Source organism: Variovorax sp. J2L1-78 (assembly GCF_030317205.1).
Lineage (GTDB): Bacteria > Pseudomonadota > Gammaproteobacteria > Burkholderiales > Burkholderiaceae_C > Variovorax > Variovorax arabinosiphilus.
In genome coordinates this window covers 2616390-2641804 of record NZ_JASZYB010000001.1, presented here as the reverse complement: position 1 = coordinate 2641804, position 25415 = coordinate 2616390, and the positions used below count along the sequence as shown (strand labels likewise).

Here is a 25415-nt window from a genome sequence, read left to right as displayed (position 1 = left end):
TCTTTTTTGTTCCCTGATCCCTCTGCCATGAAAACCTCTGCGCTCCGCCGCTCCTTCCTCGCCCTCTCGATTGCCGCACTGTCGCTCGGTGGCCTCTCGCTCGAGGCCCAGGCCCAGGCCGACAAGAAGAACCTCGTCATCGGCGGCACCGCCGGCTCGAACATCGACCAGCTCAAGCTGGGCATCGTGCCGATCCTGCAGAAGAAGGGCTACACCGTGAAGCTGGTCGAGTTCAACGACTACGTGCAGCCCAACCTCGCGCTCGCGCAAGGCTCGCTCGATGCCAACTTCTTTCAGCACCTCGTGTACCTGAAGAAGTTCGCCGCCGACCAGAAGCTGGACATCGTCGAACTGGTGCAAGGCCCCATCGCGCCGCTGGGTGTGTACTCGACCAAGCGCAAGACCCTGGCCGAGGTGAAGGACGGCGACCGCATCACGCTGCCGAACGACCCGAGCAACCTGGCGCGCGCGCTGGTGCTGCTGGAACAGAACAAGCTGATCACCATCAAGCCGGGCGTCGACGCCATCCGCGCGTCGGAGAAGGACGTCGACCAGAACCCGCACAAGCTGAAGTTCATCCCGCTCGAAGCCGCGCAGCTGCCGCGTTCGCTGGGTGACGCCGAATACGCCATCATCAACGGCAACTTCGCGATCTCGTCGGGCCTGAAGCTGACCGAAGCCGTGGTGCTCGAGAAGCCGGCCGACCACTACCTGAACGTGGTGGCCGTGAAGCGTGCCGACAAGGACACGCAGTGGGCCAAGGACATCGCCGAGGCCTACCGCTCGAAGGAATACAAGGCCGTGGTCGACAGCAAGTTCCAGGGCTACGCCAAGCCCAGCTTCATGCAATAAGCAGCGCAAGCCCGGCGCGACCCGCCCCTCAGCGTCGCGCGCCGGTGAAGGCGCGCACCAGCCGGTGCAACCCGCCGCGGCCGCTGGCCGCGCGGCCGAGCAACGCACTGCCCGCGGCGCCAGCCAAGGTGCGCCCCAGGAACGACCGGCTGCGTCCCGCGGCCAACAGCAGCAGCAGGCCGGCGCCCATGACCGCCCAGTGCTCGCCCGGCAGGTCGGGCCGTTGGTCGTCGGCCTTTCGGGCTTGGTTGATCCAGGATTTCGCGTCGTTCGAGTTCATGCAGATCCTTGCAGTGGTGCATTGAGAGAAGAAGACCTGTTGATAGCCATCGCATCACCCGTGGCGTGTAGGCCGTGCCCGGCGTCGCGGGGCGTTGCGCACTGCAGGCTGCGCAGGCGATGCCCTACAGGCGGCGTCGGGCGATCCTGACCCGGCGAGGCTGCCGCGTGTTCAGGATGAAGTCCTCCACACGCTGCTGCCAACACCCGTTGCGTCAATCGATGCGTTCCGGCGGTGGCATTTCCAACCCTTCTCTCAAGGAGCCGACATGGCCAAGGAAAAAGACTTCACGACGAACGACATGAACCGCGATCCCATCACGGGCACACCGGGCGCCCACCCCGTCGGCACCGGGGTCGGCGCGGCGGGCGGCGCGGTGGCGGGCGCTGCTGCAGGGTCCGTGGCGGGCCCGGTGGGCACGGTGGTCGGCCTGGTGGCCGGTGGCCTGGCAGGGGGCCTGGGGGGCAAGGCGGTCGCCGAAAGCGTGAACCCCACGGCCGAGGACGCGTACTGGCGTTCGAGCTACAACCGCGAGAGCTACTACGAACCCGGCCGCAGCTACGACGACTATGCGCCGGCCTATGAACTGGGCTGGTCCAGCCGCGCCCGGCGCGACGACAGCTTCGACACGCTCGAGCCCACGTTGGCCGATGAATGGGCCACACGTCGCGGCAATTCCACCCTCGACTGGCCGCAGGCACGCCACGCGTCCCGCGCCGCCTGGGACCGTGCGGACCGCACCTACTTCGGCGAAGCGGCCGTGATGGCACCGCGTGAGACGGCGGTGTTCGACGCCGATCGCACCACGGGCGAAGCGATGTCGCACGACGAGGTGGTGGACGTGCTCAACGACCTGATCGAGAACTCGCACGACGGGGAGTACGGTTTCCGCACCTGCGCGGAGGAGGTGGAAAGCGCCAGCCTCAAGCAGGTGTTCTCGGAGCGCGCCGTGGGCTGCCGGATGGCGGCCAACGAACTCGCCCAGCTGGTCACGCAGTACGGTGGCACGCCGGCCGACGGGGGCACCGCGAGCGGGGCGATGCACCGTGGCTGGGTGCACGTGAAGGGCGCCGTGGGCGCCAACAGCGAGGAATCCATTCTCAACGAATGCGAGCGTGGCGAGGATGCCGGACTGGCGCGCTACCGCAAGGCGCTCAAGCAGACGCTGCCGGCCGACGTGCGCGCCGTGATCGAGCGCCAGGCGCAGGGTGCGCAGCGCAACCACGACCAGATCAAGGCGCTGCGCGACCAGGCGCGGGCCCGCAGCTGATCGAGGGCCGCTTCGGCGGCCACGTGTCCGGGACGGGAAGGGCAGATCACCCGTCGCTGGGTGGCTGCCGTAATTGAGAATAAGTCGCATTCGATAGAATGCGACTTTTTTCATGGGCGCAGCAAGTGGCGTCCTCGTCCCTTGACCGCCCGAGCGACCATGTCCAGCGCCGACTTCCTTCCGCACGAACAGCTCGGCGCGCTCTACGTCCACCATCACGGCTGGCTGCAGGCTTGGCTGCGCAAGAAGCTGGGCAACGCCTTCGACGCGGCCGACCTGGCCCAGGACACCTTCCTGCGGGTGCTGCGCGCGCCGGGTGTCGACAACCTCGCCGAGCCTCGCGCGTATCTGACGACGGTCGCCCGCAACCTGTTGATCAACCACGTCCGTCGACGCGCCATCGAGCAGGCCTACCTCGACGCGCTGGCGCTGATGCCGGAGCCCGTGGCACCGCCGCCGGAAATGCGGCTCATGGTCCTGGAGACGCTGGTCGAGATCGATCGGCGCCTGAACGGATTGCCGGTGCTCGCCAAGCAAGCCTTCCTCCTCGCGCAACTCGAGGGGCTGGGTCAGGGCGAGATCGCCGCGGAACTGGGCATCTCCGTGTCGACGGTCAAGCGCCATCTCGCGAAGGCGGCGATGCGTTGCTTCTTCCCCGAATGACGACGTCTCCCCTGTGCGGCGATGGACCGGATGGCGCCGACAAGGTCGCGCCGGCCATCGCGCGTCAAGCTGTTCGGTGGTGGGTGGCGCTGCGATCGAGCGATCTCAGCACCGCGCAACGCACGCAGTGGGCGCAATGGCGCGCTGCCGACCCGGCGCACGAAGCCGCATGGCAGCGCATCGAAGCCGTCGGGGGCCGCCTCGCGGAGATCCCGTCGCCGCTGGCCCGCGCCGCCTTGCATGCGGCCCCGCAGTCCATGCGGCGGCGCCGCGCAATGCAGCTTCTTTCGGTGCTGGTGGTCGGCGGCGGCAGCGCGATGCTCGCGCGCCAGACGACGCCGTGGCGATCGTTCACGGCCGACCATGTGGCGGCCGTCGGCGAACGCATCCCGCTGACGCTGCCCGACGGCGGGCGGGTCACGCTCAACAGCGGCAGCGCCATCAACCTGCGCTTCGACGCCGAGCGCCGCGTGCTCCAGCTGGTGCGCGGCGAAATCCTGGTGCAGACCGCCCCCGATACGCTGCACCGGCCCTTCCTGGTCGAGACCGAGGAAGGTTCGGCGCGGGCGATCGGCACGCGCTTCACCGTGCGCCAGCGCGACGATGCGCAGGTCGAGGTCGGCGTGCTTCAGGGCGCCGTCGAACTTACGCCGCGCGATGCGCCACAGCAGGCGCGCACGCTGCAGGCGGGCGAGTCGGGCCGCTTCTCGCGCACCCAGGCGATGGCGCCGACGGCCCTCGACCGTGACGCGAGCGCCTGGGCCGACGGCATGCTGGTGGCATCGCACATGCGGCTCGACGACTTCCTCGCCGAACTCGGCCGCCATCGCCCGGGGCGCCTGGGCTGCGACCCGGCCATCGCCGGCCTGCAGGTCTCTGGCGCCTACCCGCTGGCCGACACCGATCGCGTGCTGGCGGCGTTGACATCGGCGTTGCCAGTCGAGGTGCACACGATCACGCGTTATTGGGTGAGCGTGCGGCCGCGCCGAGGTCGCATGTGAACGGCGAAGAAAAATAAGTGAGCTGATTCGGCGGGGTCGACGGTCAAGGAAGGGAAGGCACGCTAACGGCGCCCGATCTCTTCCCGCAAATCTCCCATCGTCGAAGGCATTTCCATGTTCCAGCACACCGGCCGGCTCGCATCCGTTTCAGCCCTGAACTCGATTCCCCCGCTCGCCAACGGTAGGCCGCGCCTGCATGCACTGGCACACGCATCGCGAAGCGCCTGCCTCGGTGCCGTGGCCGTGTGGCTGGTGGCCGGCGCCGTCGCGCCGAGCAGCGCCTTCGCGCAGCCGGCCCCAGCAAGCAGCCAGGAAGCCCGCAGCTTCGACATCCCCGCCGGGCCGCTCGAAGGCGTGCTCAACCGCCTGGGCCGCGAGACCGGCGTGCTGATCACCTTCGGCTCGACGGTCGCCGACGGCGTGAGCAGCCGCGGCGTGCGCGGCACCCATACGGTCGCGGACGCGCTGTCGCAGGCGCTCGCCGGCACCGGCCTCGGCGCGGTGCGTGCGGCGGGTGGCGGCTACGCGCTGCAGCCGCTGCCGTCGGGCGCGCCATCGGCAGCGTCGGGGTCCGCGACGAACACCCTCGACGAAGTGCGGGTCACGGCCGCGGCCGAGGGCCCGTCGGAAGGCACCGGCGCCTACACCGTGCGCTCGACCAGCACCGCGACCCGCTTGGGGTTGTCGCCGCGCGAGACGCCGCAATCGGTCAGCGTCATCACGCGCCAGCAGATGGACGACCAGGCGCTGGTCAGCGTGCCCGAGATCCTCGAGAAGACACCGGGCGTGACCGTGGGGCGCAACGACAGCGAGCGCGCGACCTTCTACGCGCGCGGCTTCGCGATCGAGAACCTGCAGTTCGACGGCGTGCCCAGCACGCTCGACACGTCGAACCAGTACACCGCCGCCATCGGCGACAGCGTGATCTACGACCGCATCGAGATCGTCAAGGGGGCCACGGGCCTCCTGACCGGCGCGGGCTACCCCTCGGCGACGATCAATCTGGTGCGCAAGAAGCCGACGGCAGAGTTCGCCAGCAACCTGTCGCTCGGCGCGGGCTCGTGGGACCGCCTGCGCACCACCGCCGACTTCTCCGGTCCGCTCAACGCGAGCGGCAGCGTGCGTGGGCGCATCGTCGCCGCGGCGCAGAACGCGAACTCCTACGTCGACGACTACAGCCGCGACACGCGCAACCTCTACGCCGTCGTCGAAGCCGACCTGACGCCGAGCACGCTGCTGACGGTGGGCGTGGACCACATGGAGACGCGCGCCGACGGCGCCACCTTCGGCCACCTCCCGCTCTTCTACAGCGACGGCACGCGGACGAACTTCCGGCGTTCGCTCAATCCCGCGGCGCGCTGGTCGTACTGGGACAACGACAGCACCAACACCTTCGCCAGCCTCAAGCACGAGTTCGGCGGCGGCTGGAAGCTTGACGTGGCGGCCAGCCACCTCGACCAGTCGAAGGACGTGTTCTACGGCTCGGCCTACAACGGCAGCGTGAACCGCGCCACGGGCGCCGGCATCCGCATGCTGTCGGGCGCGCTGCCGACGCAGTCGAAGACCGACGCGCTCAACATCGCGCTGACCGGTCCGTTCACCCTCGGCGGCCGCACCCACGAACTGATGCTGGGTGCCGGCTACTCGCGCCAGCACCAGGAGGCGCAGCTGCACAGCTCGACCTACACGGCCATCCCCAACTACTTCGCGTGGGACGGAAACATCGCGCAGCCCGCGTCGCAGAAGCGCAGCGACCGCGATATCACCACGCGCGAGAAGGGTTTGTCGGCGGCGGTGCGGCTGCGGCCCACCGACGCGCTGTCCGTCATCCTCGGTGCGCGCGCGAGCTGGTACGACCTGCGCGATGAGAGCACCAGCCTGGCCGGCGTGACTACGCTGAGCGACGAACTCGACATCAACGCCAAGGTCGTGCCTTACGCCGGCGTCGTCTACGACCTCGACCGCACCTGGTCGGTGTACGCGAGCCACACCGACATCTTCAAGCCGCAGACCTACTACAAGGACGCGAGCGACCGGGCCATCGCGCCGCTCACCGGCAAGAGCTCCGAGGTTGGCGTGAAGGGCGAGTTCCTCGAGAAGCGGCTCAACACCAGCCTGGCGCTGTTCCACATCAAGCAGGACAACTCGGCGCAGTACGTGGGCGTCAACCCCGCCACCGGCGACGAGATCTACACCGCGGTCGACGGCATCACCAGCAAGGGCATGGAGCTCGAGATGGCCGGCCAGATCACGCCGTCGTGGAACTTGGCCGCGGGCTACACCTACAGCACGTCGAAGAAGCCGCAACAGCCGAACGTGATCCTGAGCGCGGTCAACACCAACCAGCCCAAGCACCTGTTCAAGCTCAACACCAGCTACCGCCTGCCGGGCGCATGGAGCCAGCTGGTGGTCGGCGGCTCGCTGTCGTGGCAGAGTGAAACCTACTACCAGACCTCCGACGCGAACCAGTGGCGCGCCACGCAGGCGGCCTACGCACTGGTCGGCCTCATGGCGCGCTACGAATTCGACCGCCACCTGAGCGTCTCGCTGAACATCAACAACGTGTTCGACAAGACCTACATGCCGGGCCTGGGTTCCTATGGCACCGGCGTGTACGGCGATCCGCGCAACGCGCTGCTGACGCTGAACTACAAGTTCTGAGCACGGGGCGGCGGGGGACCGATCTTCGCTGGAGCGGCGCTGTAGGATGCCCGGATCCGCGGGCCCGCCGCGCGCCGCCCATGAACTCCGACGATCTCGACTTCTTCGCCCTCGTTGCCGACGCCGGCAGCATTTCCGCCGCCGCGATGAGGGCGGGCTGCGACGCATCGACCATCAGCCGGCGCATCACGCAGTTGGAGCAATCGCTCAATGCGCGCCTGTTCAGCCGCAGCGGGCGCGGCGTCGTGCTCACGCCGCAGGGCGAGGTGCTGATCGACCACGCACGGCAGGTCGGCGCGGTGATCGCCTCGGCGCGCGCGGCGCTGAGTACCCTGAGCCGCCAAGGCCCGGCGCGCGTTCGCATCGCCGCCCAGCCGACCATTGCCAAGGTGCTGTTCGGCGCGCTCTTCCATGCCATCCGCGGGCGCTACCCCGACACGCAGATCCATTTCACCGAAGGCCTGGCGAGCCAGATATTGGCCGAGCTGCAGGCGGGTGACATCGACATCGCCATCCTCTACAAGCCGGCCTACCCGGGTAGCCTCGCCTACGAGCCCTTGCTGTTCGAACAGCTGTGTCTGCTCACGCCGGCCGACAGCGAGGTGACGGCCGAGCAGCTGCGCGCTCGGGGGCTGGCCGACATTCCCCTCGTGCTGCCCAGCACGCACCACGGCTTGCGGGTGCTGGTGCAGGCCATGGCCGCGCGGCGTGGCTTCACGCCGCAGATCGTGCTGGAGAGCGACAGCTCCATCGCCATCACGCTCGACCTGGTCGCGAAGAACTGCGGCTGCACGGTGCTCCCGCTGGCGGCGGCCGAAGCCGAGATCGCCGCGGGCCGGCTGCGCGCCTTTCCGCTCGACGGCGAGGACGCCGAGCGCTGCATCGCGCTGGTGCTCGGCAAGACCCGCACGGCCACGGCCGACCTGTGGGTGCTCAACGAACTGATCCGCGCGGTGGCCACACAGCTGGTGCACGCGCAGACCTGGCCCGGCGCGCGGGTCGCACCCCGCGAGCATCCGCCGCCGGCCTGAGTCAGCGCTTCGCCAGGCGCGACTGCGGGCCGATCTGCAGCGGATCGGTGCACAGCTCGATCACGGCCGCCTTGCCCGATGCGCGTGCGCGTTCGAACGCGGCCGGAAAGTCGGCATCGTTCTCCACGCGTTCCGCATGCGCACCGAAGGCCTGCGCGAAAGTCACGAAGTCCGGGTTCAGCAGGTTCGTGCCCGACACCCGGCCGGGGTACTCGCGTTCCTGGTGCATGCGGATCGTGCCGAGCATGCCGTTGTTGACGACCAGCACGATCACCGCCGCGCCGAACTGCATGGCCGTCGCCAGCTCCTGCGGGTACATCATGAAGCAGCCGTCGCCCGCGAAGCAGACCACGGTGCGCGCCGGATGCGCGAGCTTCGCCGCCACCGCCGCGGGCAGGCCGTAGCCCATGGCGCCGTTGGTGGGCGCCAGTTCGGTGCCGAGCGTGCGGTACTTGTAGAAGCGGTGCACCCAGACGGTGTAGTTGCCCGCGCCGTTGGTGATGATCGCGTCGTCGGGCAGCACCTGGTTGAGGTGGGCCACCACGCCCGACATCTCGACGCCCTGCTGGCCTTCCGCGCGACCCACCGGCGTGCTGTGGCGAACATAGGCGGCGCGGGCGTCTTCGGTCCAGCGGGTCCATTCGCAACCCGAGGGCGCGGGCAGCGCAGCGAGCCGCCGCGCCATCGGCGTCACCGCGGCGTTGATCGGCAGGTCGGCCTGGTAGACGCGGCCCAGCTCCATCGGGTCGGCGTGCACATGGACCAGGCGCTGCACCGGCCGCGGGCTGGCGATGAGCTCGTAGCCGCCGGACGTCACTTCCGACAGCCGGCTGCCGATGACGAGCAGCAGGTCCGACTGGCGCAGACCCTCGCTCAGCGCCGGCGACACGCCCAGGCCCAGCTGGCCGACGTAGTGCGGGTCGCGGTTGTCGAGCACGTCCTGGCGGCGGAACGAGGCCGCCACCGGCAGGTTGAAGCGCGTGACGAAGGTCTGGAGGTCTTGCTGCGCGGCCTCGGTCCAGCCGGTGCCCCCGACGATCACGAGCGGGTGGCGCGCGGCCTGCAGCATCTGCGCGAGTTCGGGCAGGGCGCCGTCGTCGGGCGCCGCTTCCGAGACGCGCACGGGCGGCGCATCGGCCACATCGGCCAGGCCGAACAGCACGTCCTCGGGCAGCGCCACCACCACCGGCCCCTTGCGGCCGGACATGGCGCAGGCGAAGGCATGGCTGACGACTTCGGGGATGCGCTCGATCGAATCGATCTCGGTCGCCCACTTGGCCAGACCGCCGAAGACGCGCCGGTAGTCCACCTCCTGGAAGCCCTCGCGCTCCATCGTGTTCGTCGCCACCTGGCCGACGAACAGGATCATCGGCGTGGAGTCCTGCCGGGCCGTGTGCACGCCGTTGGCCGCGTGCGTGGCCCCCGGCCCGCGCGTGACGAAGGCGATGCCCGGTCGGCCGGAGAGCTTGCCGTGGGCGTCGGCCATGTTCGAGGCGGCACCTTCGTGCCGCGTGACGATGGTGCGGATGTCGGTGCGGCCCTGCAGCGCATCGAGCACCGGCAGGTAGCTTTCGCCGGGGACGCAGTACACGGTGTCAACGGCGTTGCGCAGCAGCGCCTCCACCAGGATCTGGCCGCCGTTTCGCAGGGATTTCTCGGTCATTTTCTAAAGGCTTGAACGCGTGGACGGGACGGGTGCATCGGTCGATCTGCACTTGAAGGGCGCCAGTATTGCGGTGGCGCGGTGCTTTCCGATGTGCGGCCCACGCACAGCTGATTTGTCGAAAGGGCAAACGCCGGCCTGCTGATCCATCGCGACGACGGGGTGGTCCCTGACAGGGGCGCCGATGGATGCCTTGCAGAATCGGCGCATGAAAAAGACCGCCGCCGCTGCCATGGCCTTGTTCGCCGCTGCGCTGCATGCGCAGGACGCTGCCCCCACGATCGAGAACCCGCCGGCCGGCGGCACGCCCAGCCTGCGTGCAGTCACCGTCTCCACGCCGCGCGGCGCCACCGTGCCCTTCGACCTGCCGGGCTCGGTCGACCTGGTCGACCGACAGCAGCTGCGCGACGGCAAGCTACAGGTCAACCTGTCGGAAAGCCTCGGTGGCGTGCCGGGCCTGCAGGTGCAGAACCGCCAGAACTACGCGCAGGACCTGCAGATCTCCGTCCGCGGCTTCGGCGCGCGCTCGACCTTCGGGCTGCGCGGCGTGCGGCTGTATGTCGACGGCATCCCCGCCACCTTGCCCGACGGGCAGGGCCAGAGCACCAACATCGACCTTGGCTCGGCCGACCGCGTCGAGGTGCTGCGCGGCCCGTTCTCGGCGCTGTACGGCAACTCGTCGGGCGGCGTGATCCAGGTCTTCACCGAAGACGGCGAGGCACCGCCGCGGCTCGGCTTCTCGGTGGCGGGCGGCAGCTTCGGTAGCACGCGCCTCGGCGCGAAGGCTTCGGGTGCGAGCGGCGGCATCGACTACGTGCTGAGCGCGAGCCGCTTTCGCACCGACGGTTATCGCGACCACAGCGCCGCCACGCGCGACATCGCCAACGGCAAGCTCGGCGTGCAGCTCGACGACGGCAGCCGGCTCACGCTCATCGCCAACAGCGTGCGCATCGATGCGCAGGACCCGCTGGGCCTCACGCAGGCGCAGCTGGAGGCCGACCCGCGCGCCGCGCCGCTCGCCACGCAGTACGACACGCGCAAGACGGTCGAGCAGACGCAGGTCGGCCTGCTCTACGAACGTCGCATCGACGCCGACCAGGACCTGCGGCTGATGCTGTACGCCGGCGACCGGCGGACCACGCAGTTCCAGTCGATCCCGCCCTCGGCGCAGGCGAGTGCCTTGAGCGCCGGCGGCGTGATCGACCTGCAGCGCCGCTACGCCGGCTTCGACGCGCGCTGGACGGTGCGCACCGCGCTGGCCGGCCGGCCCTTCGAACTGTCGACCGGCCTGGCCTACGACTCGCTGCACGAGCAGCGCCGCGGCTACGAGAACTTCATCGGCACCGGTGCGGCGCAGCAGCTGGGCGTGCAGGGCGCGCTGCGCCGCGATGAGCGCAACGAGGTCGGCAACGTCGACCCGTATGTGCAGGCGCGCTGGGACATCGCCGAGCGCTGGTCGCTCGAGGCCGGCCTGCGCCAGAGCACGGTGCGCTTCGACTCGGACGACCGCTACCAGCGCGGCATCAATGGGGACGACAGCGGCGACGCGCGCTACCGCCAGCTGCTGCCGGCGGCCGCGCTGCGCTTCGCGGCCACGCGCGACCTCAATCTTTATGTGACGGGCGGCCGCGGCTTCGAGACGCCGACGCTCAACGAACTCTCGTACCGGCCGGGCAACGTGGGCGGGCTCAATTTCGCGCTGCAACCCTCAGTGAATCGCAGTCTGGAAATCGGCGCGAAGGCGCGCGTGGCCGACGGCCTGTTCACCGCCGCGGTGTTCCAGACGCGCACCGACCACGAGATCGTGACCGCCACCAACAGCGGCGGCCGCGCCACTTTCCAGAATGCCGGCCGCACGCAGCGCGACGGCGTCGAGCTGTCGTGGCTGCACGAGACGCGCAACCACTGGCGCACGCAACTGGCCTACACCTGGCTCGACGCGCGCTACCGCGACGGCTTCTGCTCGCCGGCACCCTGCGCGGGCGGCAATGCGGTGGCGCCGGACAACCGCATCCCCGGCATCGCGAAGCAGTCCTTCTTCGCGTCCTTCGGCTACGCGCCGCCGCTCGGGTGGCGTGCCGGTGCCGAGCTGCGCGCGCTCAGTCGCATCGCGGCCAACGACACCAACACCGCGAGCGCGCCGGGCTACGTGGTGGCCGCTTTGCAGGCGGGCTATGTGCAGCGCTGGGCCGGCTGGGAATGGAACGCCTTCGCCCGCGTCGACAACCTGTTCGACCGCCGCACCGTCGGCTCGGTCATCGTCAACGAAAGCAACGCCCGCTACTTCGAGTCGGCCCCCGGCCGCAACTGGACGGTGGGGGCGGGGGCGACCTACGTTTTTTGAGGGCGGCGCGGCGCGATCAGAAGTCGATCTGCGCCGACAGCATGAGCGTGCGCGGGGCGCCCACGGTCACGTACGTGCTGGTCACCCAATAGGCCTTGTCGGCGACATTTTCCAGGTTGGCGCGAAGCACCACCGGCTTGCCCGCGATCTTGGTCGCGTAGCGAGCGCCCAGGTCCACGCGCGTCCAGCTCGGCATGCGCAGGAGGTTGGCCGCGTCGTAGTACGTCGACGACGTATTGATCACGCGGCCGTTCAGACTCAGGCCCGGCACCCAGGGCATGTCCCAGTCTAGGCCGACATTGAAGGTGCGGTCCGGCACACCGTTGGCGTCGTTGCCCTGGTTCACGCCGCCCGCCGTCCGGGTGAGCTTGGCGTCATTGAACGATGCGCTCGCCATGGCGCGCAGCCCGCGTTGGAGCTCGCCGTACATCGTCAGCTCCAGGCCGCGGTTGCGCTGCTCGCCGCCGAAGCTGTAGACCTGCGTGACGGGATCGGTCATCGAATTCGGCCGGGTGATCTGGTAGAGCGCTGCCTGGGTGGTCAGCGTGCCCCAGTCGGCCTTGACGCCGACTTCGTACTGCTTGGACTTCTGCGGCGCGAAGATCTCGCCCCGATTGGCCGCCGTCGCGCCAGCGATGCCGCCGGCCATCAGGCCCGCGGTGTAGTTGCCATACACCGAGATGTTCTGCACGGGCTTGAACACCAAACCGACCAGCGGCGTGATGGCGCTGGCGTCGTAAGCCGTGGACCCGTTCACGCTCTTCTGGTTGATGGTCTGATCGCGTAGGCCCAGCGTCACCAGGAAGCGATCGTTGAAGAACGACATCGTGTCGGCGACCGCGATGCTGTGCATCGCCAGATCACCCGTCTTGCTGGGCTCGCCGCGTGCGAAGTTGATCGCCGGCAGGGCCGAAGGGTTGTAGAGATTCGACGCGACGGGCGTCGTGGTCAGTTGGTAGAAGTAGCCGGTCTCCCGCTGCAGCGTGTTCGCCGCCAGGACCACCGAGTGGCCGATGCTGCCGGTCTTGAAGCGCGTGCGCACGCCGACCTCGGCAGACGTCGTCTTGTTGTACTCGTCGTAGTAGCCGTTGTTGACCGAGAAGTTTCCTTGCGTGTTGGGGCGCAGGTCGACGGGCCGCGTGACGGCCGTCGGGAAGTTCTGGTCGGTGGACACGTCGCTGTAGCCGACGCCGGCAAAGACCGTGGTGTTGTCGTTGACGTCGAATTCGAGGCGTGACATCACGGTCTTCGCCTTGTCCGTCATGTCCGCGCCGGGATAGAAGCTGGAGCGGTTGTCCGGCACGGCCGGGGCCTGCGTGATGCCGCTGCGGAAGGCGATCTGCGGACGGAACTCCGTCGTCTTGCCGCTGGTGGTGAGTGCATCCAGCGACCAGCGCAGGCGGCTGCCGGCGTAGTCGACCCCCAGCGACCCCAGGCCGAGGCGCTGGCGGCCGCCGTCGACGTTGCCTTCGCCGTTGCGCCACACCCCGTTGGCGCGCACGCCCCACTGGTTGTCCTCGCCGAAGCGGCGGCCCACGTCCAGGTGCGTGCCGAACTGGGCCTTGCCCATGTAGGTGGTGGTCAGGCGGGTCAGCGGCACATCGGCGGCGCGCTTGGTCACCACGTTGATGCTGCCGCCGATGCTGTTGTTGGGGCCCGTGCCGCTGGTGAAAGAGCCGGGGCCTTTGAGCACTTCCACGCGCTCGATCATTTCGAGCGGAATGCGGGTCGCAGGCGCCAGGCCGACCAGGCCGTTCATGCCGACGTCCCGTGAGTTGACGGTGAAGCCGCGGACTTGGAAGTCGTCGCCGTAGCCGCCCCGTGCCGCCAGGGTGCGCACGGAGGCATCGTTCATGACCACGTCGGCGATCGTCAGCGCCTGCTGGTTCTCGATCAACTCCGAGGTGTAGTTGGTGGTGCTGAACGGCACGTTCATCAGGTCGGTGATGCCCAGGATGCCCAGGCTCCCGCCGCGCGCGAACTGGCCGCCCGAGTAGGTCTTCTGCAAGCCGCCGATGGCTTCGGTCTGGTCGGAGACGACGACTTCCTGCAGGGTGGTGCTGGTGGTGGTCTGCGCTGTGGCACCCGCGGCGAGCAACGCGAGCGAGGCGCCGAGGCATTGGCGCATGCGCTGCGCGAGCGGCTTGGGCGCGAAGCGCGGGTGGGGTTGGGACGAACAGGCAGGCGAAGAATTCATTGTGGCGTGCGACAGAGGGAACGAAAAGGAAACCGGCGGTGCTGCCGGTCGGGGCGGAGAACCTATCGCCGGGCGGTCCGGCGGGGCCTCGTCCGCTCGATGACGACCAGCACCCCGAAGACGAGGCCGGCGCCCAGGCTGGTGTGGCCGCTGAAGCTCACCAGGCCCACGCCCCAGCCCTGGGCCCTGACGGTGACCCCGAGCGCCAGCAGCAGTGCGGCCACGCCGGCCAGGCGCAGCCAGCGGGTCGTCGTCGCCGCCAGCGCATGGCCGAACAGGTCTTCCTGATGGCGTTCCATGGCGAGCGCGAGCGCTGCGAAGCCCAGCGTGCTGAGCAGGAAGACGGCCAGATGCGTCATGCGCGTTCGCCGGCCGATGATGGCGTTGGGCGCAGCGGCGTGGCCCGGCGGGCGGGCCGCACCTTGGCGCTGTGCCGCGCCGTGCGGATCGCCAGCATCGCGTGCAGTGCAGCCAGGGCCCACAGCATCCCGTCGACACCGGCGAAGACCCAGTCGCCTTCGGCCAGGCTGCGCCACAGCGGACGCTGGGTCGTGAACACGTTGACGAGCGGCAGCAGCGCGAGCGCCGCGGTCGCCAGCCACAGCTGTTCCAGCCAGGCCCTCTTCGCGGGGCGCAGCACCGCGTGCACGCACATCAGGCCCCAGACGATGAAGAAGGTGTGGATCTCCCAGGCAGCGCGGTCGGGCAGGTCGGTCGGCAGCAGGCGGTTGGCCCAGAGCATGCCGGCCATGGCGATCGACAGGCCCGCGATGGCGGCGATGTTCAGGCGCTCCACCACGCGGAAGCCGAAGTAGGGTTTGTCGGGGTTTGGCAGTTTCTGCCGGCGCTTGACGGTCCACATGACGAGGCCGGTGCCGACCATCGCCGTGCCCGCGAGGCTGACGATGAAGTAGAGCCAGCGCGTCACGGTGTCGCCGAAGCGGCCCAGGTGCAGCGCGTACATCACGCCGCGCGTTTCGGCCGCGGGGCCGACGTGGTCCTTGGTCTCCAGCAGCTGGCCGGTGCTGCCCTCGAAGAGCATGTACTGCGGACTCACCGATGCGCGGCCCTGGTCGCCGCGCGACACGCTCACGCGTGCCGCGGCATCGCCGCCATGGGTGATCGTCACGCGGTTGATGTTGTCGTGGCCCCAGCGTGCCTGCGCCTGCCGCACCATGTCTTCCACCGGGGCCAGCGCGGCCTTCTGCCCGCTCGGTTTGCCCGGCTGGATGAAAGCGCTGAGTTCGGCTATGAGCTGCTGTCGCTCGGCCGGTGTCTTGAAGGCCGTCTGACTGCCCCAGGGCATGTACAGGGCCATCAGCGTGACCAGGCCGGTGTACGTGATCATGGCGTGGAAGGGCAGGCCGAACACCGACAGGGCGTTGTGCGCGTCGAGCCAGGAGCGCTGTCCCTTCCCCCACCGGAAGGTGAAGAAGTCGACGAAGATCTTCTTGTGCGTGATGACGCCGCTGACGATCGCGACCAGCATGAACATCGCGCAGAAGCCGGCCAGCCAGCGGCCCCACAGCACCGGCATGTAGTGGAACTGGAAGTGGAAGCGGTAGAAGAAGTCGCCGCCCGCCGTCTCGCGCGAACTCACCTTGTGGCCGGTGGTGGGGTCGAAGGTCGCGCTCTGGAAGGCACGCCGGCCCTCGGCGCCGGGCACGCGCCAGAAAGCGTTCGCGACGTTGTTGCGAGCGTCGGGCACGCCCACGCTCCACTGCGTGCTGCCGGGCGCGATCACCTGCAGCTCGTCGACGATGCGCCGGGCCACCCCGGCGGGGTCGGGCACCTCGGCCTGATGCTGCAGCTCGGGCCGCATCCACTGCGAGAGTTCGTCCTTGAAGTAGCTCACCGTGCCGGTGAGGAACATGGCATAGAGGAACCAGCCTGTCAGCAGACCCGCCCAGATGTGCAGGTCGGACATGGTCTGGCGGATGCCGCGGGGATGGGGTTCGGCGCCGATGCTCATGCGGCGGCGCCTCCGGACCACACGGACCAGGCCGCGAGCCCCAGCGGCACGGCCGCGATCAGCAGCCCGGCCCAGGCACGCCGCGCGCTGCGCACCGCGAAGACCCAGACCACCGCACCGGCGTAGATCGCGAAGCTCGCCAGTGCGCCGGTGATCACCGCCTGGGTCTTGTCCATCGGCAGCGCGAGCGCGGCGACGCTGCCCAGGGCGGCCAGCCCATAGCCGCCGAACACGGCGGCGGCGATGCGCGAGAGGAGCGGGCCCACGCTGCGGGCCCGGTCGAGCACGGCGGTCACTTGTTGGGCGTGGCGGCCGGTCCTGCGGGGATCGGGACCACCCCGTCGGCCTTGACGTAGGTGAGGGTGGTGACGTAGCTCACGCCGTCGTACTTGTCGGTGCCACGCTCGCCAGGCGTGCGGTCGGTGTGGCTGGCCTCGGCCACGTAGGTGCCCTGCCAGGGCATGTCGAACTTGACAACGCCTTGCGCGTCGGTGCGACCTTCCTTGGCCCAGCCCGATTGCGTGACCAGCGAGACCTTGGTCTTGGGCAGCGCCTGGCCCTTGAGGAAGAGCTTGAACTCGCCGGGCGTGCCGGTCGGCACGATGTCGAAAGCCAGTTTCGGCGCCTGCGCCGCGAAGCCGGTGATCAGCCGTGCGCCCGGGCGGTACCAGTTCTTCACTTCCTTCTCGCCCTGCTTCATGGAAAAGAGCGGATAGCTCGCGTCTTCGGCCACGATGGTCTCGCCCTGGCCGGCCTGGAAGGGCAGCGTGAAGCCGTCACCGGTCTTGGTGGCGTCGCCGACGGTTTCGCCCTTGGCCGACACCAGCGTGCCGGTCGGCTTGACGAACTTGTCCAGCAGGCCCGGCGATGCCTCGCGCAGGTTCTCGCCGAATTCACCAAAGCGGATCACGGCGCGCTGGCCGGCGGGCTGCTCGAGCCAGATCTGGTGGGCCTGCGCGGCGGTGGCGAAGCCTAGCAGGACGAGGGCGGCGGTGAGTGTGTGCTTCATGAAAGTGTGTTGTTCAGAGGTCGGTCGCTGCCGACGGCGCCTGCGTGCACCATGCGCCGGTGAGGCGTTCAGCGCCCTGGCTCAAAAAGAATGCGAACGGTTCGCATTCTAATTCCACAAAAAGTCACAGTCCGACAATGTCCGGCGAGCTGACCGGTCATTGCGCAGGCGACAGAGCCCGTGAAAGCGCCTTGTCAGGCGGCGCGTGCGCACCAGCGGGCGTAGAGCCGCTGCAGGTGACCGGTCATGCGCACAGTGCGCGCGGGCACGTCGCGTTGCGTCTCGACCATCGACGCGACCGCGGGGTTGCCGGCGGCGTGCTGGCGCAGCAACTGGGCGCCGTTGCGTTCGAGCGAGAGCGCCACGAGCGCCGGCGTCATCTCCAGGTGCGACTGCACCAGCAGGTGCCGGTCGTCCGCCACGTAGGCCTGCGCAGCGCAGTGCACGCCGGTGGCGATGCACACCGCGCCCGGCGGCGGCGTGAACGTGTCGCCATGCCACTGAAAGGTCTCAATGGCCTGGCCGGCCGCGTCGCCCCACCAGTCGCGGGCCAGCGCGTGGTCGTCGGTGACGATGTCGTTCCAGCCGATTTCCGGGCGCGCGTGCGTGTGCACGCTGCCGCCGAGGGCGCGCGCCACCAGCTGGCTGCCCAGGCAGTGGCCGGCGACGGGAATGCCCTGTGCGGCGGCGGCGCGGATGAGGGCGAGCTCCTGCGCGATCCACGGCAGCGGGTCGTTCGCGCTCATGTAGCCGCCCATGAACACCAGCCCGCCGAACGCCGACGCATCGTCGGGCACGGGTTCGCCGTCGACGATGCGCACCACCTGCACCTCACGGCCGAGCGATTGCAGGATCGGCACCACCGTGCCGGGCGCGCCGACCTCGGTGTGCTGGAAGACGGCGATGGGTTTCACCGTCACGCGGCGATGCCGACGCCCAGCAAGCCGTCGAGCAACACCGCATCGGCCGCCAGCGCGGCACTGGTGCCCGCGTGCACGACGGTGCCGCGTTCGAGCACGATGGCCTGGTGCGTCATCTCGAGCGCCAGCACCGGGTGTTGCTCGACCACGATCGACGCCAGGCCTTCGCCGTCGCACAGGCGGCGGATCGACGCGGCCAGCTCTTCCACGATGATCGGCGCGAGGCCTTCCATCGGCTCGTCGAGCAGCAGCAGCTTGGGGTTGGTCATGAGGGCGCGGCCGATGGCCAGCATCTGCTGCTCGCCGCCGGACAGCTGGTTGCCGTAGTTGCCGCGGCGTTCGCGCAGCCGCGGAAAGAAGCCGTAGACGCGCCGCAGGTCCCAGGGGCCGGGGCGGGCGACCACGGTGAGGTTTTCTTCCACCGTGAGCGACGGGAACACCTCGCGCTCCTGTGGCACCCAGCCCAAGCCGGTGCGCACGCGCCGGTGCGCGGGCCAGCGCGTGATGTCCTCGCCGCACCAGCGGATGGCGCCCTGCGTGACGCGGGTGTTGCCCATCAGCGTCTCGAGCAGCGTGGTCTTGCCCACGCCGTTGCGTCCGAGCACGGCCAGGCTCTGGCCCTCGGCCAGCGTGAAGCCCAGGCGATGCAGCACCACCGCGTTGCCGTAGCCGGCGACGATGTTGTCGAAGGCGAGCAGTTCAGCCATGGGCCACTCCCGCATGTATGCCTGCATGGGCGTGACCCAGGTACACCTCGCGCACGCGCGGGTCGGCGCCGATCTCGGCGGGGGTGCCCTCGGTCAGGATCTGCCCGGCCACCAGCACCGAGATGCGGCGCGAAAAACGGAAGACGAGTTTCATGTCGTGTTCGATGAACAGCACGCTGATGTCCTGCGGCAGTTCGGCAATCGCTTCGAAGAGTTCGCCGCTCTCGTCCTCGGGCACGCCGGCCGCGGGTTCGTCGAGCAGCAGGATGCGCGGTCGGGCCGCCATGGCGAGCGCGATCTCCAGCAGCCGCTGCTTGCCGTAGGCCAGCTCGCCCACCGGCACGTCGGCCAGCGCGTCGAGCTTCAGGCGGCCGAGCAGCGCGTGCGCTTCGTCGAACAGCGCCGTGTGCCGCGTGAGCGGCCGCCACCACACCGCGCCCAGGCCTTCGCGCTCGCTGATGGCGAGTACCACCGACAGCAGCGGCGTGAGGCTGGGGAACAGCGTGTTGATCTGGAAGGTGCGCGCCAGCCCCATGCGGGCGCGGCGGTCGGCGGTGAAGGCGGTGATGTCCTGGCCGTCCATCTCGATGCGGCCCGCGGTCGGCTTGATCACGCCGGTCAGCAGGTTGATGAGCGTGGTCTTGCCGGCGCCGTTGGGGCCGATCAACGCCTGGCGCGCGCCGGGCTCGAGCGACAGGTGCACGTCGTTCACCGCCTGGAAGGCGCCGAAGCGTACGCCCAGCCCGTGGGTCTGCAGTGCTGGCTTCATGACGCGCTCCGCTTCGCAAGACGCGACAGCGCGCCCATGATGCCGCCGCGGCCGACCATGACGGCCGCGATCAGGAAGATGCCGAGCCAGAACATCCAGTACTCCGGGTTGAGGTCGGCGAAGGCGTCGTGCACGAGCATGTAGACCAGCGCGCCGATCATCCCGCCGTAGAGCCGGCCGGTGCCGCCCAGCACCAGGATGATCAGCACCTCGGCCGAGCGGTTGAAGCCGATCGACTCGATGCCGACGAACTGCGTGGCCTGCGCCAGCAGCGCACCGGCCACGCCGGCCACCGCGGCCGACAGCGCGTAGGCCATGCGCAGGCGCGACTCGACCGGCGAGCCGATGGCCAGCATGCGCTTGCGGCTGTCGTGGATGCCGCGCAGCGCCAGGCCGAAGGGCGAACGCAGGATCAGCCGCACGCCGAGGAACATGAGCAACACCACGCCGAAGGCATAGAGAAAAGCGGTCTTGCCGTAGAGGTCGAACTCGAAGAGCCCCAGCACAGGCCACATCGCCATGCCCTGCAGGCCATCGGTGCCGCCGGTGATGCCCGACAGGCGGTTGGCCAGCTCGGCCAGCAGGACGCACACGCCGATGGTGATCATCAGCCGCGTGAGGTCGGCACCGCGCACCACCAGATAGCTCAGCAGGTAGCCCAGCGCGGCGCAGACGACCAGCGCCACCAGCAGGCCGGTGAAGGGTTCGCCCCAGCCGTGCTTGGCGAGCAGGCCCGCCGCATAGGCGCCCGCGCCGAAGAAGGCCGCGTGGCCGACGGTGAGGATGCCGGCGTAGCCCAGCGCCATGTCGAGCGAGACCGCGAACAGGCCGAAGATCAGGATCTGGCTCATCAGCGTGAGCTTGTCGGGCAGCAGGAAGAAGCAGGAGGCCAGCGCGAGCCAGAACACGATTTCCGCGCCGCGCAGGCGCGCGGGCGTCAGGGTGAAGGTCTTCATGCGATGCCTTTGCGCGGGACGATGCCGTTGGGCCGCAGCAGCAGCATCACGATCATCACGACGTAGATGAGGAAGGCGCCCGCTTCGGGCCAGTAGTACTTGCCGGCCATGTCGACGATGCCGACCAGCAGCGCGGCGATGAAGGGGCCGGTGACGGTGCCGGCACCGCCGACGCACACCACGATGAGGAAGTACACGAGGTACTTGAGCGGGAACGACGGCTCCAGCCCGAGCATGCCCAGGCTCAGCGCGCCGCCCAGGCCCGCCAGGCCGCAGCCCAGCGAGAAGGTCAGGAAGAACAGGCGCTGCACGTGGATGCCGGTGCCGGCGGCCACGCGCTGGTTGTCGACCGCCGCGCGAACCATGGCGCCGTAGCGCGTCTTGCCGATGCCCAGCAGCAGCACGGCCAGCACGAGCACACCGCAGACGATGAGGAAGAGCCGGTAGCGGCCCACTTCGAGCCCGCCCAGCGACACCCGCCCGTCGAGCAGCGGCGGCAGCTGGAAGGGCTGCATCGTCGGGCCGAAGAAGTAGGTGAAAACCGCGATCGAGACGAACACGATGCCGATCGACAGCAGCACCTGGTCGAGCGGATGCGCCTTGTAGAGCCGCCGGTAGAACACGAATTCCAGCACCGCGCCGATCAGCGCCGCGGCGACGAAGGCCGCGGCCAGCGCCGGGAAGAAGCCCACGCCGTAGCGGCTCATCAGCACGCTCGCGGCATAGCCGCCGACCATCGCGAAGCTGCCATGGGCGAGGTTGACGAAGTTCATCAGGCCCATCGTGATGGACAGGCCCACCGCGATGAGGAAGAGGAGCATGCCGTAGGCCACCCCGTCGAAAATCACAATGCCCATGGCGTGGTCCGGTTACTTCGCTGCTTCCTTGGCCGGGTCCTTGACCTTGTCGAACTTGTCGAACTCGACGTTCACCAGCTTGCCGTCGACCTTCTCGGTCTTGCGGATGTAGACGGTCTGCACGATGTCGCGCGTGACCGGGTCGATTTCGATCGGGCCGCGCGGGCTCTCGAAGCTCAGGCCCTTGAGCGCATCCATCACCTTGTCGCCCGACACGTCGCCCTTGGTCTTGGCGAGCGCCAGGTCGATGGCGGCCATGGCGTCGTAGGCGGTCACGGCGAAATAGCTCGGGCGCATCGAGGTGCCGAACTGCGCGACGAAGTCCTTCACGAACTTCTGGTTCTTCGGCGACGGGTGGGCGTACGAGTAGTGGTGGGCGGTGACCAGGCCCAGCGCCACGTCGCCGGTCGCGTCCAGGTAGCTATCGTCGGTAGCTTCGCCGGTCGCGAAGAGCTTGATGCCGGCTTCGTCCATGCCGCGTTCCTTCCAGACCTTCAGGAAGGCCGGCGGCATCACGCCCGAGGGGAAGAAGAAGAACACCGATTGCGGCTTCGCGTCCTTCAGGCGCTGCACGTAGGCCGAGAAGTCGGGGTTGTTCATCGGCGTGCGCAGCTCGCCGAGGATCTTGCCGCCGCCTTCTTCGAAGGCCTTTTTGAAGGCGGTGAACGAGTCAGTGCCCGACGCGTAGTCGGCCACGACCACGTACGACTCCTTGATGCCGTTCCTGATCATCCAGCGCGCCATCGGGTCGGACACCTGCTGCACGGTGAACGACAGGCGCGCCACGTACGGCGAGCTGCTCGTGATGGCCGACGACGAGGCGTTCATCACGATGGTCGGGATCTTCGCCTGCGTGGCGATGGCGCTCACCGCATAGGCGTTGGGGCTGAAGTCGAGGCCGGTGAGGATGTTCACCTTGTCGCGCACGACGAGTTCCTGCGCGATGCGCTTGGCGGCGTCGGGTGCGGGGCCCGCCGTGTCCTTCTTGATGACTTCGACGGTGCGGCCCGCGATCTTGCCGCCGTGTTCCTTCAGGTACAGCGCGACGCCGGCGTCGAACTGGCGGCCGTAGTCGGCGTACGGACCGGAGTAGGTGCCGATCAGGCCGATGCGCAGCGGCTCGTCGGCCGCGTGCGCGCCGAACGCGCCCAGGGTCGTGAGTGCGGCAAGCGCGAGGGTGGCGAGGGTGGTTCGCTTGGTCATCTTCATCGTGGAACTCCGAGGGTTGCGGAAAGGATCAGGGTGTCGCGGTGGGCACGGTCTTCAGGTCGAAGGAGGTGTCGGCCAGTTGCGCGGCCGTGGGCCGTGCGCGGGCGGCGATCAGCTTGCGGCTCTGCATGTGCTCGGCCGGCTTGTTGACCGAGTGCGCGCCGACCAGCACGCCGTCGCGCAGGTAGAACAGGCTGAACTTGTCGCTGGCGATGTCGCCGCGGGTGACGACCTCGTCGCCGTGCACCGGCAGGCCGGCCATCTGGAACTTGAGGTCGAACTGGTCGCTCCAGAACCACGGCACCGCGGTGTTGGGCTGTTCGCGCCCGACCACCACCGAGGCTGCGGCACGTGCACCGTCGTTGGCCGCTTGAATGGATTCGAGCCGCACCCGTGCCGGGCCCCCGGGCACCGGCGCGAGCGCCATCGACGCCACGTCGCCGGCCGACAGCACGCGCGGTGCCGAAGTGCGGCCGAACGCGTCGACCACGATGCCGTTGTCGACCGCCAGGCGCGCGGCCTGCGCCAGTTCGACGTTCGGCAGCACGCCGACGCCGAGCACCACCAGGTCGCAGTCCACGCGGTGGCCGTCCGTCAGTTCGACCGCGTAGACCTGCCCGTGGGTGCCGTGCAGGGCGCGCACGCCGCGGCCCGTCAGCAGTTCGATGCCGCGGCGCCGGTGGGCGTTCTCGACATAGGCCGACATGATCGGCGGGAAGCTGCGCGTCAACAGGTGCGGCTGGGCCTCGACTACCGTGACCTCGACGCCGCGCGTGCGCAGCGCCGATGCCACTTCGAGGCCGATGAAGCCGCCGCCGATCACGCAGGCGCGCTTCGTGCGGCCGGCCGCGTCGGCTACGCGCAGGGCGTCGTCGAGCGTGCGCAGTTCGACGACGCCGTCGAGTTCGGCGCCCGGCACCGTGAAGGGCCGGCAGCGCGCACCGGTCGTCAGCGCGAGCCAGCCGTAGTCGAGCGTGCGGCCATCGGCGAGCGTGACCGTGCGCGCACCGGCGTCGACCGCGGCGGCGCGCTGGCCGAGCTGCAGGTCGATGCGGTTCTGCGTGAAGAAGTCGGGGCCGCGCAGTTGCAGCTGGTCGACCGTCGTCTTGCCGGTGAGCAGCCCCTTCGACAGCGGCGGCCGCTGGTAGGGCAGGTGGCGTTCGTCGCCGAGGATCGTGATCGGCTCCTCGAAGCCGAGCTCCCGCGCGGTGGCGGCGAGCTGCACGCCGGCGTACGACGCGCCGACGATGACGAGGGTCTTGGTGCCGGGCATCAGATCTGCGTCTCGGGCACGCGCACGGTCAGGCCGTCGAGGTCGGCCGTCATCGTGATCTGGCAGCTCAGGCGGCTGCCGGGCTGGCGCTCGGAGGCGACGCCGTCGAGCAAGTCGTTCTCCATGTCGTCGGCCGGTGGCAGCAGGGCGACGAAGGCGTCGTCGACATAGACGTGACAGGTGGCGCAGGAGCAGGAGCCGCCGCATTCGGCGTCGATGCCGCGCACGTTGTTGCGCACGGCGTTCTCCATCACGCTGCTGCCGGGCTTGGCGTCGATGCTGCGGGTGCTGCCGTCTTTGAGGATGTAGTGGATCGTGGGCATCGTGGTCTGCTTAAAACATGTCGAAGTACTCGCGATGTTCCCATTCGCTGACGTCGAGGTTGAAGCGGGCGATCTCCGCTTCCTTGATGTGGCAGAGGTAGTCGACGAAGGTCTTGCCCATCTGCGCGTTGAGCATCTCGTCGGCGCGCAGGCAGGCCAGCGCGTCACCGAGCGAACGCGGCAGCTGCTGGGCAGGCGTTTCGTAGGGCGCATCGGCCGAGGGGCCGGGGTCGGTCTGGTGGCGGATGCCGTCGAGCCCCGAGAAGAGCTGCGACGCGAGGTAGAGGTAGGGATTGGCAGTCGGCTCGCCCACGCGGTTCTCGATGCGCGTCGCCTTCTGGCCCGGGCCGCCGAGCACGCGCAGCATCGCGCCGCGGTTGTCACGCGCCCAGATGGCGCGGTCGGGTGCCAGCGAGAAGGGGCGGTAGCGGCGGTAGCCGTTGATGGTCGGGCTCGCGAGTGCCGCGGCGCCGCAGGCGTGTTCCTTCAGGCCGCCGAGGTAGTGCAGGCCGAGGGGGCTCAGGTCCTGGCCGTCGGCCTCTGGCATGAAGGCGTTGACGCCGTCGCTCTTGCGGCGCAGCGACTGGTGCAGGTGCCAGCCGCTGGACATCACGTTCGGGATCTTCGGCCGGCACATGAAGGTGGCGTGGTAGCCGGCGCGCTGGCAGATCTGCTTGATGGCGCTGCGCAGCAGCACCATGGTGTCGGCGGGCAGAACGCCCGCGGTCGGGCCGAAGGTCAGCTCGAACTGGCTCGGGCCGTATTCGATTTCCAGCGAGCGCAGCGGCAGGCCGAGCGCGATCAGGTTGGATCGCAGCAGCTCCATCACCGGGTCGAGCCGGTCGTAGCGCAACTCCGTGAGGTACTGGTGGCCGTGCGACAGCAGCGACACGCGCGGCGGTTCGCCCGGCTGGCCCGAGTCGCCCAGGCCCAGGCGCGGGTCGTCGAGCTTGAAGACATGGAACTCGACCTCGAGCCCGGCGATGAAGTCCAGGCCGAGTTCGTCGAGCTGCTTGACCGCGCGCTGCAGGATCTGACGCGTGGCGAAGGGGCAGGGCTTGCCGTCGGCCATGTAGGCATCGCACAGGACCCAGCCGGTGCGCGGCGACCACGGCAGCACCTTGAAGGTGGCGGGGTCGGCCACCACGGTGAAGTCGGCGCCGCCCTGGAAGCCTTCCATGGCGAAGCCGCCGCCGGCGCTGAACACCGGGAACACGGTCTTGTGCGAGGTGTCCTTGGCGAGCAGGGTCGACGTGAGGTTCACGCCGTCCCACAGCGCGTCGCGCGCCTCGCTGGCCACCAGCGTCTTGCCGCGCAGGATGCCGTGCTGGTCGGGGAACGCGAAGCGCACCACGTCGACCTCGCCGCTGTCCAGCCGGCGCACCAGTTCCTTCGCCTGCTTCTCCTGGTCGCCGGACCACAGGCCGAAGCGATTCACGAAATTGCTCATGACGTGCA

23 protein-coding genes are annotated in these 25415 nt (G+C 69.2%); 7 read left to right on the top strand and 16 right to left on the bottom strand.

Features of this window, described 5'->3' with window-relative positions:
* The first annotated feature begins 27 nt into the window (after positions 1-27).
* On the top strand, positions 28-852 hold the full coding sequence (locus QTH86_RS12555; RefSeq protein WP_286644361.1) for a MetQ/NlpA family ABC transporter substrate-binding protein: 825 nt from the start codon (positions 28-30) through the stop codon (positions 850-852).
* A 28-nt stretch (positions 853-880) separates the two neighbouring features.
* Here QTH86_RS12555 and QTH86_RS12550 read toward each other — a convergent pair whose 3' ends face one another.
* Positions 881-1132, bottom strand: coding sequence for a hypothetical protein (locus tag QTH86_RS12550; protein ID WP_286644362.1), 252 nt, complete (start codon positions 1130-1132; stop codon positions 881-883).
* 268 nt (positions 1133-1400) lie between these two features.
* Here QTH86_RS12550 and QTH86_RS12545 point away from each other — a divergent pair, with 268 nt between their 5' ends.
* The 5 genes from QTH86_RS12545 (at position 1401) to QTH86_RS12525 (ending at position 7758) form a co-directional block, all read left to right on the top strand.
* Complete coding sequence (locus QTH86_RS12545; protein ID WP_286644363.1) at positions 1401-2402, top strand: ferritin-like domain-containing protein; 1002 nt, start codon at positions 1401-1403, stop codon at positions 2400-2402.
* 159 nt (positions 2403-2561) lie between these two features.
* Positions 2562-3065 (top strand): sigma-70 family RNA polymerase sigma factor, encoded by a 504-nt coding sequence (locus QTH86_RS12540; RefSeq protein WP_286644364.1) that lies wholly within the window; start codon positions 2562-2564, stop codon positions 3063-3065.
* Positions 3062-4066, top strand: a complete 1005-nt coding sequence (locus QTH86_RS12535) for a FecR domain-containing protein (RefSeq protein ID WP_286644365.1) — start codon at positions 3062-3064, stop codon at positions 4064-4066. The genes QTH86_RS12540 and QTH86_RS12535 overlap by 4 nt, the downstream gene beginning before the upstream one ends.
* Before the next feature lie 114 nt (positions 4067-4180).
* The gene (locus QTH86_RS12530; protein ID WP_286644366.1) at positions 4181-6727 is read left to right on the top strand and encodes a TonB-dependent siderophore receptor; all 2547 of its coding nucleotides are present in this window, start codon (positions 4181-4183) and stop codon (positions 6725-6727) included.
* A gap of 80 nt (positions 6728-6807) precedes the next feature.
* Positions 6808-7758, top strand: coding sequence for a LysR family transcriptional regulator (locus QTH86_RS12525; protein ID WP_286644367.1), 951 nt, complete (start codon positions 6808-6810; stop codon positions 7756-7758).
* A gap of 1 nt (position 7759) precedes the next feature.
* On the opposite strand, the gene QTH86_RS12520 is transcribed toward QTH86_RS12525, so the two are convergent.
* On the bottom strand, positions 7760-9421 hold the full coding sequence (locus tag QTH86_RS12520) for a thiamine pyrophosphate-binding protein (RefSeq protein ID WP_286644368.1): 1662 nt from the start codon (positions 9419-9421) through the stop codon (positions 7760-7762).
* Between the two features lie 232 nt (positions 9422-9653).
* Here QTH86_RS12520 and QTH86_RS12515 point away from each other — a divergent pair, with 232 nt between their 5' ends.
* A complete protein-coding gene (locus QTH86_RS12515; protein WP_444813809.1) occupies positions 9654-11765 on the top strand; it encodes a TonB-dependent receptor family protein in 2112 nt (703 codons plus the stop codon).
* A 16-nt stretch (positions 11766-11781) separates the two neighbouring features.
* On the opposite strand, the gene QTH86_RS12510 is transcribed toward QTH86_RS12515, so the two are convergent.
* The 14 genes from QTH86_RS12510 to QTH86_RS12445 form a co-directional block, all read right to left on the bottom strand.
* Positions 11782-13962: a TonB-dependent receptor gene (locus QTH86_RS12510; protein ID WP_286644370.1), complete on the bottom strand. Its 2181-nt coding sequence runs from the start codon at positions 13960-13962 to the stop codon at positions 11782-11784.
* A gap of 62 nt (positions 13963-14024) precedes the next feature.
* Entirely contained in the window at positions 14025-14321 is a 297-nt protein-coding gene (locus tag QTH86_RS12505; protein ID WP_286644371.1) for a DUF3325 domain-containing protein, read from the bottom strand.
* Positions 14318-15934 carry a PepSY-associated TM helix domain-containing protein gene (locus QTH86_RS12500; protein ID WP_286644372.1) on the bottom strand — a complete coding sequence of 539 codons (1617 nt, stop codon included), beginning with the start codon at positions 15932-15934 and terminating at the stop codon, positions 14318-14320. Before QTH86_RS12500 ends, QTH86_RS12505 begins: the two co-directional genes overlap by 4 nt.
* Entirely contained in the window at positions 15931-16230 is a 300-nt protein-coding gene (locus QTH86_RS12495; protein ID WP_286644373.1) for a DUF3649 domain-containing protein, read from the bottom strand. Before QTH86_RS12495 ends, QTH86_RS12500 begins: the two co-directional genes overlap by 4 nt.
* Positions 16227-16943 carry a DUF4198 domain-containing protein gene (locus tag QTH86_RS12490; RefSeq protein ID WP_286644374.1) on the bottom strand — a complete coding sequence of 239 codons (717 nt, stop codon included), beginning with the start codon at positions 16941-16943 and terminating at the stop codon, positions 16227-16229. The genes QTH86_RS12495 and QTH86_RS12490 overlap by 4 nt, the downstream gene beginning before the upstream one ends.
* A gap of 194 nt (positions 16944-17137) precedes the next feature.
* Positions 17138-17863, bottom strand: coding sequence for a type 1 glutamine amidotransferase (locus QTH86_RS12485; RefSeq protein WP_286644375.1), 726 nt, complete (start codon positions 17861-17863; stop codon positions 17138-17140).
* A complete protein-coding gene (locus QTH86_RS12480; RefSeq protein ID WP_286644376.1) occupies positions 17860-18570 on the bottom strand; it encodes an ABC transporter ATP-binding protein in 711 nt (236 codons plus the stop codon). The genes QTH86_RS12485 and QTH86_RS12480 overlap by 4 nt, the downstream gene beginning before the upstream one ends.
* Entirely contained in the window at positions 18563-19339 is a 777-nt protein-coding gene (locus QTH86_RS12475; protein WP_286644377.1) for an ABC transporter ATP-binding protein, read from the bottom strand. The genes QTH86_RS12480 and QTH86_RS12475 overlap by 8 nt, the downstream gene beginning before the upstream one ends.
* A complete protein-coding gene (locus tag QTH86_RS12470; protein ID WP_286644378.1) occupies positions 19336-20295 on the bottom strand; it encodes a branched-chain amino acid ABC transporter permease in 960 nt (319 codons plus the stop codon). Before QTH86_RS12470 ends, QTH86_RS12475 begins: the two co-directional genes overlap by 4 nt.
* Positions 20292-21152 (bottom strand): branched-chain amino acid ABC transporter permease, encoded by an 861-nt coding sequence (locus QTH86_RS12465; protein WP_286644379.1) that lies wholly within the window; start codon positions 21150-21152, stop codon positions 20292-20294. Before QTH86_RS12465 ends, QTH86_RS12470 begins: the two co-directional genes overlap by 4 nt.
* A gap of 12 nt (positions 21153-21164) precedes the next feature.
* A complete protein-coding gene (locus QTH86_RS12460; RefSeq protein ID WP_286644380.1) occupies positions 21165-22361 on the bottom strand; it encodes an ABC transporter substrate-binding protein in 1197 nt (398 codons plus the stop codon).
* Between the two features lie 28 nt (positions 22362-22389).
* Positions 22390-23634, bottom strand: a complete 1245-nt coding sequence (locus QTH86_RS12455; RefSeq protein ID WP_286644381.1) for an NAD(P)/FAD-dependent oxidoreductase — start codon at positions 23632-23634, stop codon at positions 22390-22392.
* Positions 23634-23957 carry a 2Fe-2S iron-sulfur cluster-binding protein gene (locus tag QTH86_RS12450; protein ID WP_286644382.1) on the bottom strand — a complete coding sequence of 108 codons (324 nt, stop codon included), beginning with the start codon at positions 23955-23957 and terminating at the stop codon, positions 23634-23636. Before QTH86_RS12450 ends, QTH86_RS12455 begins: the two co-directional genes overlap by 1 nt.
* 10 nt (positions 23958-23967) lie before the next feature.
* Complete coding sequence (locus QTH86_RS12445; protein WP_286644383.1) at positions 23968-25407, bottom strand: glutamine synthetase family protein; 1440 nt, start codon at positions 25405-25407, stop codon at positions 23968-23970.
* Between the last annotated feature and the right edge of the window lie 8 nt (positions 25408-25415).